Annotated in this window: 14 protein-coding genes; 5 read left to right on the top strand and 9 right to left on the bottom strand. The window is 42.8% G+C overall.

Going from position 1 to position 15240, the window contains the following annotated elements:
* Window positions 1-873, bottom strand: coding sequence for a pseudouridine synthase (locus tag LNTAR_RS22455; protein WP_007281068.1), 873 nt, complete (start codon window positions 871-873; stop codon window positions 1-3).
* Window positions 866-1639 (bottom strand): class II glutamine amidotransferase, encoded by a 774-nt coding sequence (locus LNTAR_RS22450; protein WP_007281067.1) that lies wholly within the window; start codon window positions 1637-1639, stop codon window positions 866-868. Before LNTAR_RS22450 ends, LNTAR_RS22455 begins: the two co-directional genes overlap by 8 nt.
* Window positions 1640-1759: 120 nt before the next feature.
* Between LNTAR_RS22450 and rlmB the strand changes: the two genes are divergently transcribed.
* Together rlmB and LNTAR_RS22440 are read left to right on the top strand one after the other, a co-directional pair.
* Window positions 1760-2353 (top strand): 23S rRNA (guanosine(2251)-2'-O)-methyltransferase RlmB, encoded by a 594-nt coding sequence (gene rlmB, locus LNTAR_RS22445; RefSeq protein WP_007281066.1) that lies wholly within the window; start codon window positions 1760-1762, stop codon window positions 2351-2353.
* A gap of 209 nt (window positions 2354-2562) precedes the next feature.
* On the top strand, window positions 2563-3402 hold the full coding sequence (locus tag LNTAR_RS22440; RefSeq protein WP_007281064.1) for a sigma-70 family RNA polymerase sigma factor: 840 nt from the start codon (window positions 2563-2565) through the stop codon (window positions 3400-3402).
* A 73-nt stretch (window positions 3403-3475) separates the two neighbouring features.
* Here LNTAR_RS22440 and hemH read toward each other — a convergent pair whose 3' ends face one another.
* Window positions 3476-5899: a ferrochelatase gene (gene hemH / locus LNTAR_RS26295; protein ID WP_007281063.1), complete on the bottom strand. Its 2424-nt coding sequence runs from the start codon at window positions 5897-5899 to the stop codon at window positions 3476-3478.
* Window positions 5900-6090: 191 nt separating this feature from the next.
* On the opposite strand from hemH, the gene LNTAR_RS22425 reads away from it, so the two are divergent.
* Both LNTAR_RS22425 and LNTAR_RS22420 read left to right on the top strand, forming a co-directional pair.
* On the top strand, window positions 6091-7626 hold the full coding sequence (locus LNTAR_RS22425; protein ID WP_007281062.1) for a bifunctional metallophosphatase/5'-nucleotidase: 1536 nt from the start codon (window positions 6091-6093) through the stop codon (window positions 7624-7626).
* A 2-nt stretch (window positions 7627-7628) separates the two neighbouring features.
* Entirely contained in the window at window positions 7629-8054 is a 426-nt protein-coding gene (locus LNTAR_RS22420; RefSeq protein WP_007281061.1) for a thiol-disulfide oxidoreductase DCC family protein, read from the top strand.
* Here the strand turns inward: LNTAR_RS22420 and moaA are convergent.
* Complete coding sequence (gene moaA / locus LNTAR_RS22415; protein WP_007281060.1) at window positions 8051-9058, bottom strand: GTP 3',8-cyclase MoaA; 1008 nt, start codon at window positions 9056-9058, stop codon at window positions 8051-8053. The genes LNTAR_RS22420 and moaA overlap by 4 nt on opposite strands.
* A 3-nt stretch (window positions 9059-9061) precedes the next feature.
* Window positions 9062-10252 carry a molybdopterin molybdotransferase MoeA gene (locus LNTAR_RS22410; protein WP_007281059.1) on the bottom strand — a complete coding sequence of 397 codons (1191 nt, stop codon included), beginning with the start codon at window positions 10250-10252 and terminating at the stop codon, window positions 9062-9064.
* 107 nt (window positions 10253-10359) lie between these two features.
* On the opposite strand from LNTAR_RS22410, the gene LNTAR_RS22405 reads away from it, so the two are divergent.
* Window positions 10360-11211 carry an SMP-30/gluconolactonase/LRE family protein gene (locus LNTAR_RS22405; RefSeq protein WP_007281058.1) on the top strand — a complete coding sequence of 284 codons (852 nt, stop codon included), beginning with the start codon at window positions 10360-10362 and terminating at the stop codon, window positions 11209-11211.
* Window position 11212: 1 nt separating this feature from the next.
* On the opposite strand, the gene LNTAR_RS22400 is transcribed toward LNTAR_RS22405, so the two are convergent.
* From LNTAR_RS22400 to LNTAR_RS22390, 4 genes are all read right to left on the bottom strand, one after another.
* Window positions 11213-13477, bottom strand: a complete 2265-nt coding sequence (locus LNTAR_RS22400) for a ribonuclease R family protein (RefSeq protein ID WP_007281057.1) — start codon at window positions 13475-13477, stop codon at window positions 11213-11215.
* 12 nt (window positions 13478-13489) lie between these two features.
* On the bottom strand, window positions 13490-13945 hold the full coding sequence (locus LNTAR_RS22395; protein ID WP_007281056.1) for a tRNA (cytidine(34)-2'-O)-methyltransferase: 456 nt from the start codon (window positions 13943-13945) through the stop codon (window positions 13490-13492).
* 146 nt (window positions 13946-14091) lie between these two features.
* Complete coding sequence (locus tag LNTAR_RS27435) at window positions 14092-14241, bottom strand: hypothetical protein (protein WP_007281055.1); 150 nt, start codon at window positions 14239-14241, stop codon at window positions 14092-14094.
* Window positions 14242-14258: 17 nt separating this feature from the next.
* On the bottom strand, window positions 14259-15240 hold a 982-nt coding region (locus LNTAR_RS22390), incomplete at its 5' end, for a hypothetical protein (protein ID WP_007281054.1).

The following is a 15240-nucleotide window of genomic DNA, read 5'->3' as shown; positions in this document are numbered from 1 at the left end:
TTAAAAGAGCAGTTTAAGTTGGGATTGGAATGAGTGACGTTTTTTGCTAAAGGGGTCAGTGAAGGCGATAGATTGAGCGAGTAGTTGCATGGGCTTTTCATAGTTATCAGGTGGTTTCTCGACGAAGCTGGGGTAGAGGGGGTCATGCAAGATCGGGTAGCCGATTGAGGCGAGATGTACGCGGAGTTGATGTTTTTTTCCCGAAATAGGCTTGAGTTCGAATTTAACTAAGTTGTCCTTAGCTTCGATCACATTGATGTATGATTCGCTGTTGGCTTTGCCTTCTTTGATTGCACTTAGGAACCAAGGCTCACCAGCTTCGATACGGTTTTTAAGGTGCCAGTAGCCTTGGTCTGGAGCAGGTCCCGCAGAGATGGCATGGTAAGTTTTTTCGACTAGGCGATTTTCAAAAAGCAGTTGGTAATCTTTACGGATGCTTACTTTTTTACTAAAGAATACGAGGCCTGCCGTCAGTCGGTCAATGCGATGAAGAGGGGAGATGTCGGGATTATTTTGCGATTCTCGCAAGCGGTAGACCAAGGTTTCTTTTACATAGGGACCAGCGGGATGGATGGGGAGGAAGTGTGGCTTGTCGACGAGTAGTAGGTTTTCGTCTTCGTAAAGAATTTGTTCCTGAAAGGGGATGACTTTTTCATTTTCGACTTCTCGATAATAGATAAGGTGCTGATCACCACAATAAGGCGCCTTAGCATTTAGAGTTTCTTCTTGAGTTGTGGTGATCTTGCCTTCCGTAAAGCGTTTCGCCCACGTATCACGAGAGATTTGAGGAAAGGTTTCACAGAAGAAGTCGAGGTAGTTTTGGTGATGACTCTCTTTGGGGAGCCAGACTTTTGAGGGGATTAATTTACTCAAGGTCTAATACCTTCCCGTCTTTGAAAACTAGAAGTTGGCCCTTTTCGAACTGGGTCCATTCTTCGTTATCGGTAAGTGGTTCGGTTGCGATAATCGCAACTCGATCTTTTTTTGTCGTCACAGCAGAGAAATTAATGCTCAAATCTTTATCGCTCAGGTGCGCCTCGCTAAAGGGTGCTTGTCGAATAATATAGCACAAATGAGTGGTGCAATGAGCAAAAATGTATTTGCCGTTGGAAAGCACGAGATTGAAGGTGCCGAACTTAGCAGCTTCTTCACAAAATGATTTTAGGCAATCGTAAATACTCTTGAGTTCTGGCTCGTGAGTCGGGCTGAGTTCTCGGAAGCGATTAAGCAGATCACAGAAAGCCATTTCGGAGTCTGAATCACCAATGGGTTGAGTGGGGACTCCTCCAGAAAATTTATAACCCCACAAGTCGCCATTATGAGCATAAACCCATTGTTGCCCCCAAAGTTCTCGCAGGTAAGGTTGGGTGTTTTTTAATTCGACAGCGCCTATGTTGGCTTGGCGAATATGGGCGATAACATTGAGGGATTTGATGGGGTAGTTTTTGACGAGCTGTGCAATTGGTGATTCAATAGCTGGTAAGGTATCGTGAAAGCTTCTACAGGCACTTTCTTCAAAAAACGAGATGCCCCAGCCATCACTATGCTCGTCAGTAAGTCCGCCGCGTTGGGCAAAGCCGTCGAAGGAAAAGCAGATGTCTGTTGGAGTGTTGCAATTCATTGCAAGTAATTGGCACATATTATTCACCTAGATAATTATTTTATAAGCTAGTTTTTGGTGAGAGAATATTCAATCTGTTTGGATATTTCTTTTATAAGTGGAATATGTGAGCATAATATAATTTATGGAGTCATAATCATGAGTCGTTTTCAAAAACGTGGATCGCGCTTTGGTACGGATGACAATGAGAGTCGTGCGAACCGCCATGCACAGGGTGGACGCCCACTTTTAAAACAAGAAGATGAATTAGAGAGTTTCTTAGAAAGTAAAAAGACTCCTTTTGTCTTAATTTTAGATGGAGTCCAAGATCCGCACAATCTTGGCGCGTGTATACGTACCGCTAATGGGGCGGGCGTCGATGCCGTGATTATCCCCAAAGATAATGCGGCACCCATTACTGATACAGTTATGTCTGTTAGTTGTGGGGGAGCCTCCAATACAGCTATCTTTCGCGTTGTGAACATTGCTCGGACAATGGAAAAGCTGAAAAAGATTGGTGTGTGGATTGCCGGGACATCAGATAAAGCAGATCAAGATTTATACAATTCTGACTTGAAAGGCCCAGTTGCCTTGGTGATGGGATCAGAAGGGAAGGGTATGAGAAGGCTCACGGAAGAGAAATGCGATTTTTTACTGACTATCCCTATGGGAGGTACAGTGCCCTGCTTAAATGTATCTGTTGCTACAGGTGTATGTTTATACGAAATTGTTCGCCAAAGAGCCGAAAGCTGAAATAAGGCTACTAAAGACTCCTTTATGATTCAAACAGGGCTTTTAAAATTAATTTACAGTTAAGAAATTGAAAAAAAGTTTTGCTTTCTTTGTTTGAGACCTTTTTCCTCCCCATAAATGATTTATCCTTAAGGTAGGCACTGATTTTGTCAAAGAGGAAAAAGTGCAGTGAGAGTTGTAAACGTTGTGTCGATTTATTAGGAGGTTCTATGGGGCTCTATCAAGAAAGTATTAAAAGTTACATGCAAAGCATTGCGACTTTGCCTTTGGTCTCAGTTGAAGATGAGATTGAATTAGCCAAATTAATTGAAGCTGGTTCTGAGGATGCCCGTGAAAAACTGATTATTGCCAATCTAAAATTAGTTGTGAAGATTGCGCACGATTATAAATCACTTGGTGTTCCCTTGGCCGATTTAATTTCAGAAGGTAACATTGGTTTAATGAAAGCTGTGGAAAAATTTAGACCTGGTCATGGTGCTAAGTTTTCTTCCTATGGTGCTTGGTGGATTAAGCAAGCGATTCGTCGTGCCGTTGCTGAGCAGGGTCGCGTCATTCGCATACCCGTACAGTCAGCCGTTAAGATTCGTAAAATTCATCATGAAGCCATGTTGCTAGCTGAAAAATTGGGTCGAGTTCCTTCAATGGAAGAAGTTGCTGAAGCAACAGGTTTTTCAGTACGTTCTGTGCGAGGCATGTCTGTAGCATCAACTGCTCCTGCGGTATCACTGAATACAACTTTGAAGACTGGAGAAGAAGGTGTTTTAGAGGATGTGATTCCCGATACACTTCTTAAGCTGCCAGGCGATAATATGAATGAGACTGACGTGAAACAAGTTTTATTAGAGGTTATTGACTCGAAGTTAACTGAGCGCGAGCAAATGATTATTAAGATGCGTTACGGTTTAGATGGCCATCAGCAAAAGACTTTAGAAGAACTCAGTGATATGGTCGGAAGAACGCGTGAACGTGTTCGCCAAATCCAGTATCAAGCACTCAGAAAACTTTATGCGCATTTAGATTCAGATATTTTGGCTTCATTACAAAGTTAAGCTTTAGATCACTTAAAAAAAAGAGGCCCTAACTCGATGAGTTAAGGCCTTTTTTTTGTGATGAGATTTGAAACTAGCTTTCCGCCTTCTTCTTATCGGGAATAGACTTCATCATGAATAGTGGTATGATAATGATAGCGGCAGCTGCAAAGAAGGGAGCAAGGTAAGTGAACTTCCAATAAAGGATACCACCTAAGATGGGCCCTACAGTACGAGCAAAAGCACCAGCAGAACGATAGACTCCCAAAACTCGGCCTTGGTCACTAGCAGGTGCATACAGCGAAACGAGAGCTGTTAAGCACGGTATGACCATCGCTGAGCCTACAGCCATAAAGAAGAGACCGAGGTAGAGGACGAAAGCACTTTGCCAAAGTCCTGCAAGAGCTACTAAGGTGAGGCCAGGGATGAGTATGATAAGTCCCTTTTTGGTAACGACACCTTCGCCAACGCTAGCCGCTTTTCTACGAACATAGCCGCCTTGAACCATTGATAAAACGAAGCCAATGAAGACAAAGAGTAGTCCGTTTTTTCCTGGGCCATAGCCTAGGCGTTCATCAGTCAGAAAAGTCAGCATGTTTTCAGCAGCACCAAAGGCAACGAGGAAAATAAAGTTAGTAAAGATGACTGCGCTAACTCCAGGGTAGCTTTCAACCTTGAATAGTTTAATGGGGTTGATGGTACGGTGGATTTCGCCTTTGCCGCGTTTTTCTTCTGGGAGAGTCTCGGGGAATTTCTTATAAACAAAGAAAAAGTTAATCATGGAGAGTACAAAAGCAATGGCGGCTGGAGCAGAGAAGGGGTTGACACCATAGTCTTTCCAGTTAGATACTGTAGAGAGGTCGATAGCCCAAGCTGAAAGACCACCAATTGCAGGGCCTAAAATGAAGCCTAAGCCAAAAGCAATGCCGATAATGGCCATTCCTCTAGAGCGAGTTTTTTCTGAAGTTGTATCAGCAACTGCGGCGGTCGCAGTGGTGATATTACTACCCATTAAACCAGAAATGAGTCGAGAGATAAGGAGTAGGAAGAAGCTTCCAGAAAAGAACCATATTAAGTAAGAAAGGGCTATGCCAAATATAGAAAATAATAAAATTGGACGTCGACCAATACGGTCTGATATGGTTCCAAAAACTGGAGCCATAAGGAATTGTAGGAAGGAATAAATGAAGATTAGAGAGCCGCCAAATAGTGCCATTGTAGCATGTTCATTACCCGTTCCACCAAAAGTCGCTTCGATTTGGTGGATCATGTCCATTAGAGTACGGAAGAATGTACCTTCTCCTTCAACTTCGTTATAGTAAGCTAAGATTCCCGGGAAAAGGGGGAAAATGATTGAGAAACCAATGAGGTCCACAAAGAGTGTGAGGAACATGGTTTTGAGGACGGAGCGATCTTTCGGAGAGAGTTCGCCATCAGGATATTTATCGAGGCCTTTGTAGGGACAAGTCTCACATTGTGTAGAAGCATGGCAGCAGCCTTGCTCTTCAGCTTTTGGGAATTCACAGGGTGAATGCTCTAGGCGTGGGATTTTTTCAGGTTCTTGGAAAGCAATTTCTTCACCGAAGTTTTTAACCCATTGATCATCGTCGTTAAGGCAGGGGATGAGGCGGAAACTTTCACCGCCATGCTCAAGGAAAATTTCTTCGAGGCCAATACCAACTTCTTCCAAAGTTTCTAAATTGTCAACCACAAAAGCAGGGCAAGTAACGGCAACGTTTTTGATTCCTTTGTGAGCGAGTTCAATCAGGGTTTCTTCTGTGCCGGGGGTGAGCCAAGGTTCACGACCGAATTTTGATTGGAATGTAAGGAGGATGTTTTCCTTGTCAATGCCAGTAACTTGATCAGCAATGAGATGTCCAGTTTCAGTACATTGAGCAAAATAAGGATCTCCTCCTCGAACTCGGCGAATGGGGTAGCCATGAAAAGAAAATAGGAGCTTTTCGGGGGGATTGGTAGCAAGGTCTTCACTAATAAGCCTTGCTACATTATTTATATAAGATGGAGAGTTATGAAAATCTTCGACAAATTCAATGTTCTTACATTTACCATGTTCAGCAATACCTTTTTCAAGCATATCCTTGCAAGAAAGAGTGGTGGCTTCACAGTATTGAGGGAAGAGAGGTATGACACGGATTGTTTCACAACCCGCCGCCATAAGTTTACCATATTGATGAGGTACATTAGGTTTACTCAAAATATATGAGTATTCGATGAGAATGTTTTCGTCATCAATTTGTTCTTGGAGCTTAGCTGTGAAGGATTCCGTATTGCGAAACAATGGAAAAGTATCTCCTTCCCAAATTTTAGCATAAGCTTCCGCCGATTTTGGTGAACGAGAAGGTAGGATAAAGCAGTTAAGAATGATTTTCCACGCAAAGTTTTGTTGATCAACAACTCGTGGATCAGATAAAAACTCGCTTAAATAAGATTTGACATCAGGGACGGCTGGGCTGGCTGGTGAGCCGAGCTGAATAAGTAAAATACCTGTTTTTGACACAGTTGTAACTCCAAGAAGATTAGAAATTTGGCAAATATATCGCAGTTGCTTTTTAATAAAAGGCTGAGTGTAATTTAAGGGCAATCTTTCATGTTCTAATCATTAATTAAGACACGTGTTTAATTGATAAGAGCTTGCATCTATAAGGATTTTTTTGTATATTCAAAGCTCAATAGTTTTAGAGATGTTAAATGAAAGATAAACTTACCTTAGTCTACACGACGGACTTACATGGTTTTTTAGTGGCGGATAGTTACCTCACTGATCAAAAGTCGAGCCATGGACTTATTCAGACGGCTAGCCTCATTAAGCGTATTAGGCGGGAAGAGAAGGAAGTTATCTTTTTTGATAATGGCGATACTCTATCGGGCTCTTTGATTTCTTTGCGCTGTGGTGAGGACAAGCGTTATTCTAATCCAATGGTTAATGCCCTCAATGAACTGGATTGCGCTTTTTCTGTTGTGGGTAATCATGAATTTGATTTTGGTCGCAAGTATTTAGATAAAGCCGTTGAGCAGTCAAATTTTCCTTGGTTGGGAGCCAATTTAGTAAAAAACCGTGGTGGCAATCCAGCATTTGGTCCTGCCTGGCATATACAAACTACTGAGAGCGCCAAAAAGGTGGCATTCATTGGCTTGACAACTCCTGAAACAGCTGAATTAGCTCATGAAGATGCGATCAAGGGTTTAACTTTTTTAGATCCTCTGGAAGTTTTGGGTCCAATCCTTAAAGAAGTTAAAGATTTTGGTGTGGACTTAATTGTCGTTTCATCTCATGGTGGTTATGATTCTAAGACTCCATTTTGGAGTCAAGAAGTTCCTGAAAAGCTAGATTTACGCTCGCAAATTTGTGAAAAATACCCTGAAATCGATCTTTTTATTACCGGCCATACACATAGCTTATTAAGTGATCGCGAAATTAATGGTGTTCATACAATTCAAGCGGCTTGTTATGGTCATTATCTAGGTCGAATAGATATTGAATGGGCTGAAGGTGAGGTGGAAATTCAATCGGAGAATATCCCTGTTAAAGGCCAACGTTTGGAAAAGAATTTATTGGAATCTTCACGTCGAGTATTAGAAAGCACTGTTGAGTGGTTAGATGAACCGATTGGTGAATCTTTGGATGATTTTTCCTTCTCTTCAAGTCGAGAAGCCTTGATGTATCCAAGTCGTTTGATGAGTTTAGTCCACATGGTGATTCAAGATGCTACTGATTGCGATATTTCTGCAGCGGCCTTTTGGAAATTAGATGGCTGGAAGTCGGGGACTATTACTCGACGCACGATTTTAAATCTAGTTCCAGATAACTACTTACACGTTTTGTCTATGAATGGCAAGACTTTGAGAAAAGCTTTAGAGCAGAGTTTGAGCTTTTTTGAGTGTGATGAATCAGGTGATGTTGAGCCCGGGTCAAGAATTTACACTTATGATATATGGTCGGGAGTCTACTACCAAGCCGATTTGTCCTGTAAGCCCGGAAGGCGTATTAAAGAACTGACTTACTTAGGTGAGCCTGTGAGTGATGAGCAGAATTTGAAAGTTGCCTTTTATCACTTCCGTACCAATGGTGCTTTAGGGTATGAGATGTTGCAAGATGCTAAGTTGGTTTGGCAATCAAAGAAAACCATGCGCGACTATTTATTAGCCTTTATGAAAAAACATTATGAGTTGAGTGTGCCAGTTGAGTTTAACTGGAAACTCATGTCGGGCGAGGAAGTTCTTTAGCAGTGAAGCTGCTTATATACGATGGTGATTGCGGGCTGTGCCATTGGGCCGTTGGCTTCTTGATTAAACGCTTAAACAAAGAGCGTGCACAGATTCGCTTTATTTCTTCGACTTCTGAAGCTGGAGTTTATTTACTCACAAAATTTAATTTTGACCCTCAGAATTTAGATAGCTTAGTCATGTATGATGGTGAGCAAGTTCTTTTGCGTTCGAAAGCAGTGGTAAAAGCACTAAGTGATTGCCGCTATTTGTGGCCACTTGTAGGTGGTGTTGTAAGTGTATTTCCAGGCCGAGATTATTTTTATGATAAAGTTGCACAAAATCGTCATAAATTAATAAAGAAAGACGCCTGTGCTTTTGATCCAGATTTTGGTCGCTTTAGTTTGGGCACACTCGAAGAGATGAGAGAGTTTTACCCGGATATTTAGCCACCCATCTTAAACATTTCGACGATATCGTGTTGGCGAGGGTGTTTCAAGGCATCCATGCGTTCTTCAGAATAACGATTCGTACGCTTTTCCCATACATTTTTGATGAGCTTAGCTATTTCCGAGTCGTCCTGATCCTGTCTCATGGGACTTAGGAGGTCAGTGCCTCGGGCGCAAAAGAGGCAGGTGTAGAGTTTACCATCAGACGAAATTCGAGCCCTAGTACAATCTTTGCAGAAAGCTTGAGTCACAGAGGAGATGAAGCCAATTTCCCCCTGGCCATCTTCGAATTGGTAGGCTTTAGCCACTTCTCCATAAAATTTAGGTTCCAGTTCAGTGAGATGCCATTTTGCAGAGATGATTTTTTTGACTTCAGCTGAGGGAACAACTTTTTCAAGATTCCATTGATTGCAATTACCAACATCCATGAACTCAATAAAACGTAGCTTGAGTTGACGTTCCCGCGCAAATTCAGTTAAGGGGATGATTTGGCTTTCATTTAAACCTTTTTCGATCACGCAATTGAGCTTCGTGTTGCTGAAACCGCAATTCAATGCGGCATCAATGCCTTTAATCACTTGATCTACAGAGCTGCGCCCACCTGACATTTGTTTAAATAGGTCTGGATCGATAGCGTCAAGGCTAATTGTGAGTCGTTTAACGCCATTGTCCTTAAGCATTTGGGCTTTGTCGGCGAGCAAACTAGCGTTGGTGGTTATTGCTAGGTCTTCGAGCTCTGGGATTTTTGCGATGCCCGCAATGATTTGATCAAGGTCTTTTCTAAGGAGAGGCTCGCCGCCAGTGAGTCGTATGCGTCTTACACCGAGCTGGACGAATATTTCACTTAAGCGAATGGCTTCGTTCACAGAGAGCATTTCATTCTTTTTGAAAAAATCATAATCACGATCCGGTGGCATGCAGTAAAGGCAGCGGAAGTTGCAAGCATCAATGACTGAGAGTCGGAGGTCGCGCATGGGGCGAGTGAATTTATCGAAAATTTCCATAAATCACCAAGGATAAAAAATGGCGACATGGCCTTTTTTAAAGTCGCTTATCTCGGCTTCGAGTTCTATGAAACCGTGGGAGCCAGATAAAGAGCCAAAGTCACCGGAACCATTAGTTCTTTGTGGTCTTGCAAGAAGTTTCGGGCCATTTGATTCAACGCAGACGGGGAGGAAGCGCGTCATGTTCTTTTTGAAAGTAAAATCTTCTGCGAGTTCAGCTTTGAGTTGTGGAGGGCAAAGCGCGTTTTGGCTTCTGTTTAATTGAGGCAGTATGTAGCGCTGAAAATTGATAAGTGCTGATACGGGGTTGCCGGGTAAACCAAAGACACTTTTATTTGAACTCGTGCCAAACCAAAGGGGTTTGCCAGGTCTTTGTGTGACCTTGTGGAATATCTGTTCAACACTTAGTTCTTTAAGGACTTGAGGAACAAAATCAAATTTTCCCATGCTGACACCACCTGTTAGGATGAGCATGTCGTTACTTTCGAGTAAATCTCGGAGTTTGTCCCTTAGAGCATCTAGATCGTCTTTTAAGTGATATTCCTTGGCGTCATAACCAGCTGATTTTAAGGAAGCAACAATAGAAGTGGTGTTGGATCGTCTGATTTGCCAGGGTTTGATGTCGACACCAGCTGAGACCAATTCGTCTCCAGTTGCGATGACTGCAACTTTTGCGAGTTTCGCAACTTTGACTTGACCATAACCAGCGGCGGCGGCAACGGCGATCTCTGGAGCATTCAGTACTTGGCCAGTTCTAGCTAGCTTAAAACCTTGGGAGTGGTCGCTGCCTTGGATATGGACGTTTTGCCATTGTTGAAGTTCGAGTCCGTCTTCAAGAGTCGCTACGTTATTTGTGACAGAAATTCTTTCAACGGGGATTACGCAGTCACATCCGGAAGGGAGTACGGCACCTGTCATGGCTTCTAAGCAGGTGCTGGGGTCTTCGAGACTTAGAGGTGGGTGGCCCGCAGCTTGCGTGCCTTTGATTTCAAAAGATGTACGTGAGTTTTGCCATTGAGCATAATTGATCGCAATGCCATCCATAGCGACGCGATTAAAGGGCGGATTCTCTCTTTCGGCTAGGATGTCTTCGGCAAGAATGCGACCGTGAGCTTCAATAGTGGGGATCGACTCGCTGTAGTAGTTGGGGCTGTTTTGGCGAATGAGTTTTTCGGCCTCTTGAACGCTGATCATTATATATCCTAAATTATGGCTAAACTTTACTAGAATTTAGATGAAAGCGAATGGAAATCAATGTATTGTTGATGCTAGTTTAAATAGAAAGTGTAAAAGGGTGAAATATGTCAAAGAGTGTAGAACTTGCCTTCGATGAGGTGAGTATATTGGGCGAGGGGCCTTGCTGGTCAAAGATTGGTTTTGCTTGGGTCGATATCTTGGGGAAAAAGATTTGGCAAGAAGTGGACGGTGAACTGAAATCCTATGAAATGGAAATGATGCCCAGTTCATTGGCTTATGATGAGAGTGGTAATTTAGTTTTTACACTCAACGATGGTTTTTATCGCTTTGAGAACGGTGTGCTGAAAAACATAAAAAAACTAGAAGACTCTCAAGAAGGTTTACGCTTTAATGATGGCAAGGTAGATGATTTGGGTCGTTATTGGGCGGGAACGATGGATATGAAAGAGGTGAATCCAGATGGGAGTTTATATGCCATGGATCAAGGCGTGATTTTTAAAGTCTTGGATGGAGTTACGACCTCAAATGGCTTGTGTTGGGATGAGAACACTTTTTACTACGTGGACTCTCCGACCAAGCAGATTAAAAAATATTATTATGATGCTGATGCGATGACTTTAGTTGGCGGAGATGTTTTGTTTGAAGTTAAGGAGCAAGATGTTTATCCAGATGGGATGTGTATTGATGAGGAAGGACATCTTTGGTTAGCGCTTTGGAATGGCTATAAAGTTCTTCGGATTCATTCTCAAACAGGTGAAGTTATGGATGAAATAGTTCTTCCCTGTAAAAAGGTGACTTCTTGTTGCTTCGGTGGAGAAAGTAAGGACGAGCTTTACATCACAACGGCGAGTTATGAAATGACTGAAGATGACTGGAAGAATTACCCTGATTCAGGCAAAGTATTTAAATGTAAGCCCGGGGTTAAAGGGACACATTTAAACCTTTATAAAAACTGAGTTAGCGCTTCTTTTTGGGTCGTCTCGTTCTTTTCTTTTTTCTTGGAGGTTTATCAGTGTCTTCGTTCTTATTTGCTTTGGCTTGTGCTTTTTTCTTGCGGAGAAGTTCGTCGAAAAACCTTTCAGTAGGAGCTTCTTTCTTCTTTCTCTCTGGGCGAGCTTTTTGACTAGGAGCTTTATTGCCTTCGACAATAGGCATCACCATAAACTCTCTCATTTTGAAGTCAGCTCCGAGGATTTTAACTTCTAAAGTATCGCCACATGACCATGTGGTTCCCGTGCGTCTACCGACAACGAGACCTTTTTCCACATCAGCATCAAAGAAGTCGGAGTCGAGATCACGGAAATTGACATTGGCATACATGCCATAATGAGGGATGTAGAGTCGCATTTTTTTAACGGAAACTCGAGTGATCAGGGCGTCGCATTCAAGTTCGCTATCGCCGGCTTCAAGAGCTTCCACATAATGCAGTTTAAAGCGATTAACGGTTGTTCGATATGCTTCGTCAGTCACGGCTTCACGTGTATTGATGATTTCGGCGAGGTCATCTAAGCGATCTTTGGTATAGACGGGACCACCCTTGTCTTCCATATTCCATAGTTGTTGATGAACCAAGAGGTCAGCTAGACGACGAATAGGAGAGGTGAAGTGAGAGTAAAGGTTTTTGCCCAGTCCAAAATGAAGACCCTTCATAGATGAATAGGAAGCTCTTTGCATAGTGCGTAAAAAGTCCATCGAGATAGCAGGGGCACTTGGGTGACCTTTAATTGAGTTGAGGAAGCGAATCGCATTTGGCCTTAAAGTGATATCGCCAGGGCTAACGCCATAGAAAGTATTAGCATCTACTGAGAAAGAGGCCGCTTGTTCTTCGTCTGGTTCGGGGTGAATACGAAAGAGTCCAGGAGCTGCCTTCGAAGTGAGTTCTTGGGCAACGACGGTGTTTGCTGCGAGCATAAACTCTTCAACCATCTGCTTTGATTCACTAGGAGAATCTTTTTTCAGGCTATTGATCGTCATTGTAACGGGGTCGCACATGACGCGAACTTCGGGTGCGTCGAGGGGGATGAACTGCTCGATTTCTTCGCGGCGTTTACGGAGGGTATGCGAGAATTCGTAGAGTGTTTTCACGTCTTTACAGACGTCTTTGCCCCAAGGATCTCCAGAAAAATTAGCGTCAGCGTAGTCTTGAACTTCTTGATAATTTAAGCGTTTACGGACTTTAATCGTCGAGTGAAAGCGCTCAAAGTTAATCACTTCGCCACTTTCGCGATCAAAAGTAATCATAACCGTGTGGGCGGGTTTAACTTCGTTTTCAATTAAACTACAGCGCTTGCTCACGAGAACTTTGGGAAGCATGGGGAGCATGCGGCCAGGAAGGTAGGCAGTGAAAGCACGTTTTTTGATGGAGGTCATGAGTGTTGAACGGGGACCGATGTAGGCTGCGACATCCGCAATGTGGATGCCGATCGTGATATGCTTTTTGTTTTTTGCTGGATGAACTGAGAGTGCGTCGTCAAAGTCTTTTGCATCGCGTGGGTCGATGGTTGTGATCAGCTCTTTAGTTAAGTCGCGACGAGCAATTTTTCTTTGACGAATACGAGATGCGGCTTCTTCAGCTTCATCGGAGTATTCGGATTGGAGATCAAATTCATCGATGATAGCATCGATTTCTGCCGTTAAATCATCGGCGTTGCCAAGTGATTGGCTGAGGGATGCGGTGATCTTGCCAGTTTGCGTATCTCGCGAAACGAGTTTGGCGCGGATCCAATCGCCTTCTTTTGTTTCGGTCGGTACACTTTCGACACTGAGTTCTACAGCGGGAATACCCGTGCGAAGTGGTATCAACCAAGGTTGGCCTTTGCGAATTTGAAGTTGACCGCTGAGTGACTCAAGCTTGCTTTCGAGAATGTTAATAATTTGACCAACAGGACCTTTTTTACTTTGTTCAGTAATTGAGACTTCGACTGTCTCGCCATTGACAGCGGCACCAGTTTTGTTTGGTGGGATAAAAATTGTCGTTGATTTATCAATTGGGTTGACGAAGCCGTAGCCACCCACGCTAAGTGAGAGGATGCCAGTTTTGACCTCTAGTTCTTGTAAAGAAAACTTGCCACCCATTTCTTTTTTAATCGAGCCTTCTCGTTTTAAATCCGCGAGGGCGCGATTGAAGTGCTCTTGATCACCTTTGGCTTTGCAGAGTCTTCTACGTAACTGAGATTTCTTTAATGATTCCTGCGAGAGTATTTGTAGAATGTCTGCTTTCATAAGGTGACCTTTTTAGGTGTAGGATATTTGTCGAATAGCTTCGTAAGTAACTATGGAGACTGAGTTAGCTAAGTTGTGGCTCCGAAGATGATCGCCTCGCATGGGGATAGTGCAGAGTGAGTCTTGGAAGTTTTCGTAGAACTCAGGAGGGAGTCCATGGGATTCATTGCCAAAAATTAAATAATCATCTTCAGTAAACGTATGCTCATAAATAGTTTTTTTGCATTTTGTTGTGCAAAAAACCATAGTTTTATCTTCTGGGGTGTTGTTTAGGAAGTCTTCCCAGGACTCATGAATATGGAGTTTGACGTGAGGCCAATAATCCATACCCGCTTTTTTGATTTTCTTTTCGTCGAGCTCAAAGCCTAAAGGCTTGATGAGGTGGAGGTCATTGTCTGTACAAACAGTAAGCCTCCCAATAGTCCCAGTGTTCTGGGGTATGAGAGGCTGAAATAGAACTATATTCATTAACTAGAAACCTATACCAAAGGAGTTCCGTTCCCAGTTGGTGGGCGTGTTCTGTGGCTTGTCATCCACGTATCCCTGCTCTTTATTCAAAAAAGCACAGCCACTGCAAAGCAGGGCTGTGATTGAAAGAAATAGAGCGATTTTAATTACTGACCTGGTTTTACCCAGCTTGATTTTTCCCATAATTTTTCGCTACCTGTATAGTGTTGTGCTTCTTCAAAGGTGAAGTACAGGGCGGTGCAGATTAGGGCAAGCGTAATTAAGTTAACGATAAACGTTAAGACTGAATTCATCATAGTGAATGTCTCCTAAATTATTTTGCGACGATGGCTTCGAAGCCAACTTCTGGCATGCCTTTGCGAGCTACGTTCAGTACTTCAGCAATTGCTTTGTTGTCTAAAACTCTTGTGATTTTCACTTTGCAAACATACTCACCATCGTGGTGGATGAGCATTTCGCCTCTGTTGAATACTTCATCTTCAGAACCTTTGTCAATAACGATGAAGTCGAAAGTTGTATTAACTTCAAGAACAGTTGCAGTAAGGTTTGGTGGCATTGCACCAACTGCATCTTCGTCTGGAGTTAAGAGTTCTACTTGTCTTTCAAGACGAGCGATCTCGGTGTCTTTTTTACCGACTGTATTTTTAAGTTCGTTGATCTCGCCGTTAGCTTCTTCGAGGTTAAGTTCGAGTTCTTCAGTTTTAACCATAAGCTCTTCGATTTTTTCAGCAGCAGCTTGGAACTCTTTAACTTTCTTGTTGTATGTTTCCATGTCAGCTATGAATTTAGCTGTTTGTGAAGCGTACTCGTCTTCAGAAGCGAGTTGGTCGCCATCAGCAGTCCAGTCTACGAGTGGAGCAGCTGCAATGGCTTGTTTAAATGTTTCAGAAAGTGTGTTGGCACGATCGTAAAGGTTTTTTACGTTGCGGTTAAGCTTTTCTAAAGGAGTTGTGTAAGACTGATCTTCGAGTGTGCTTGGATCGTTGATGTCAGATGCTTCGATAGCTTTATTAATTGTGTTAGAAAGAGCAACGATTTGAGCTACGATTTCTTTTTCTCTTTTGTCGAGAGCTTCGATGTGGCTTTCGATGATTTTAACTTGTTCTTCAGTCTGGCCATATTGATTTAAAGTACGAACAATAGCGTCTTCCTCAATATCGAAAGGAGCTTTTACTGCGTTACCTAAACGAAGGATTTCTGTAGAGAGTTGGTTTCTGTGCTCAGTCGCTTTTGCCATGAGAGCTTTGATGTCAGTTAGTTGCTTCTTAATTGCATCAGGATTCTTGTGGTAGGCT

Origin of the sequence: Lentisphaera araneosa HTCC2155 (assembly GCF_000170755.1) — a bacterium.
Taxonomy (GTDB): domain Bacteria; phylum Verrucomicrobiota; class Lentisphaeria; order Lentisphaerales; family Lentisphaeraceae; genus Lentisphaera; species Lentisphaera araneosa.
Note: the sequence above shows the minus strand (reverse complement) of the source record. Positions and strands in the feature narration are given on the sequence as shown.

Excerpts from the sequence above, each read along its gene's own strand:
- LNTAR_RS22450 (WP_007281067.1), bottom strand. The coding sequence starts at position 1,639 with ATGTGCCAATTACTTGCAATGAATTGCAACACTCCAACAGACATCTGC.
- rlmB (WP_007281066.1), top strand. The coding sequence starts at position 1,760 with ATGAGTCGTTTTCAAAAACGTGGATCGCGCTTTGGTACGGATGACAAT.
- LNTAR_RS22440 (WP_007281064.1), top strand. The coding sequence starts at position 2,563 with ATGGGGCTCTATCAAGAAAGTATTAAAAGTTACATGCAAAGCATTGCG.
- LNTAR_RS22425 (WP_007281062.1), top strand. The coding sequence starts at position 6,091 with ATGAAAGATAAACTTACCTTAGTCTACACGACGGACTTACATGGTTTT.
- moaA (WP_007281060.1), bottom strand. The coding sequence starts at position 9,058 with ATGGAAATTTTCGATAAATTCACTCGCCCCATGCGCGACCTCCGACTC.
- LNTAR_RS22410 (WP_007281059.1), bottom strand. The coding sequence starts at position 10,252 with ATGATCAGCGTTCAAGAGGCCGAAAAACTCATTCGCCAAAACAGCCCC.
- LNTAR_RS22405 (WP_007281058.1), top strand. The coding sequence starts at position 10,360 with ATGTCAAAGAGTGTAGAACTTGCCTTCGATGAGGTGAGTATATTGGGC.
- LNTAR_RS22400 (WP_007281057.1), bottom strand. The coding sequence starts at position 13,477 with ATGAAAGCAGACATTCTACAAATACTCTCGCAGGAATCATTAAAGAAA.
- LNTAR_RS22395 (WP_007281056.1), bottom strand. The coding sequence starts at position 13,945 with ATGAATATAGTTCTATTTCAGCCTCTCATACCCCAGAACACTGGGACT.
- LNTAR_RS27435 (WP_007281055.1), bottom strand. The coding sequence starts at position 14,241 with ATGATGAATTCAGTCTTAACGTTTATCGTTAACTTAATTACGCTTGCC.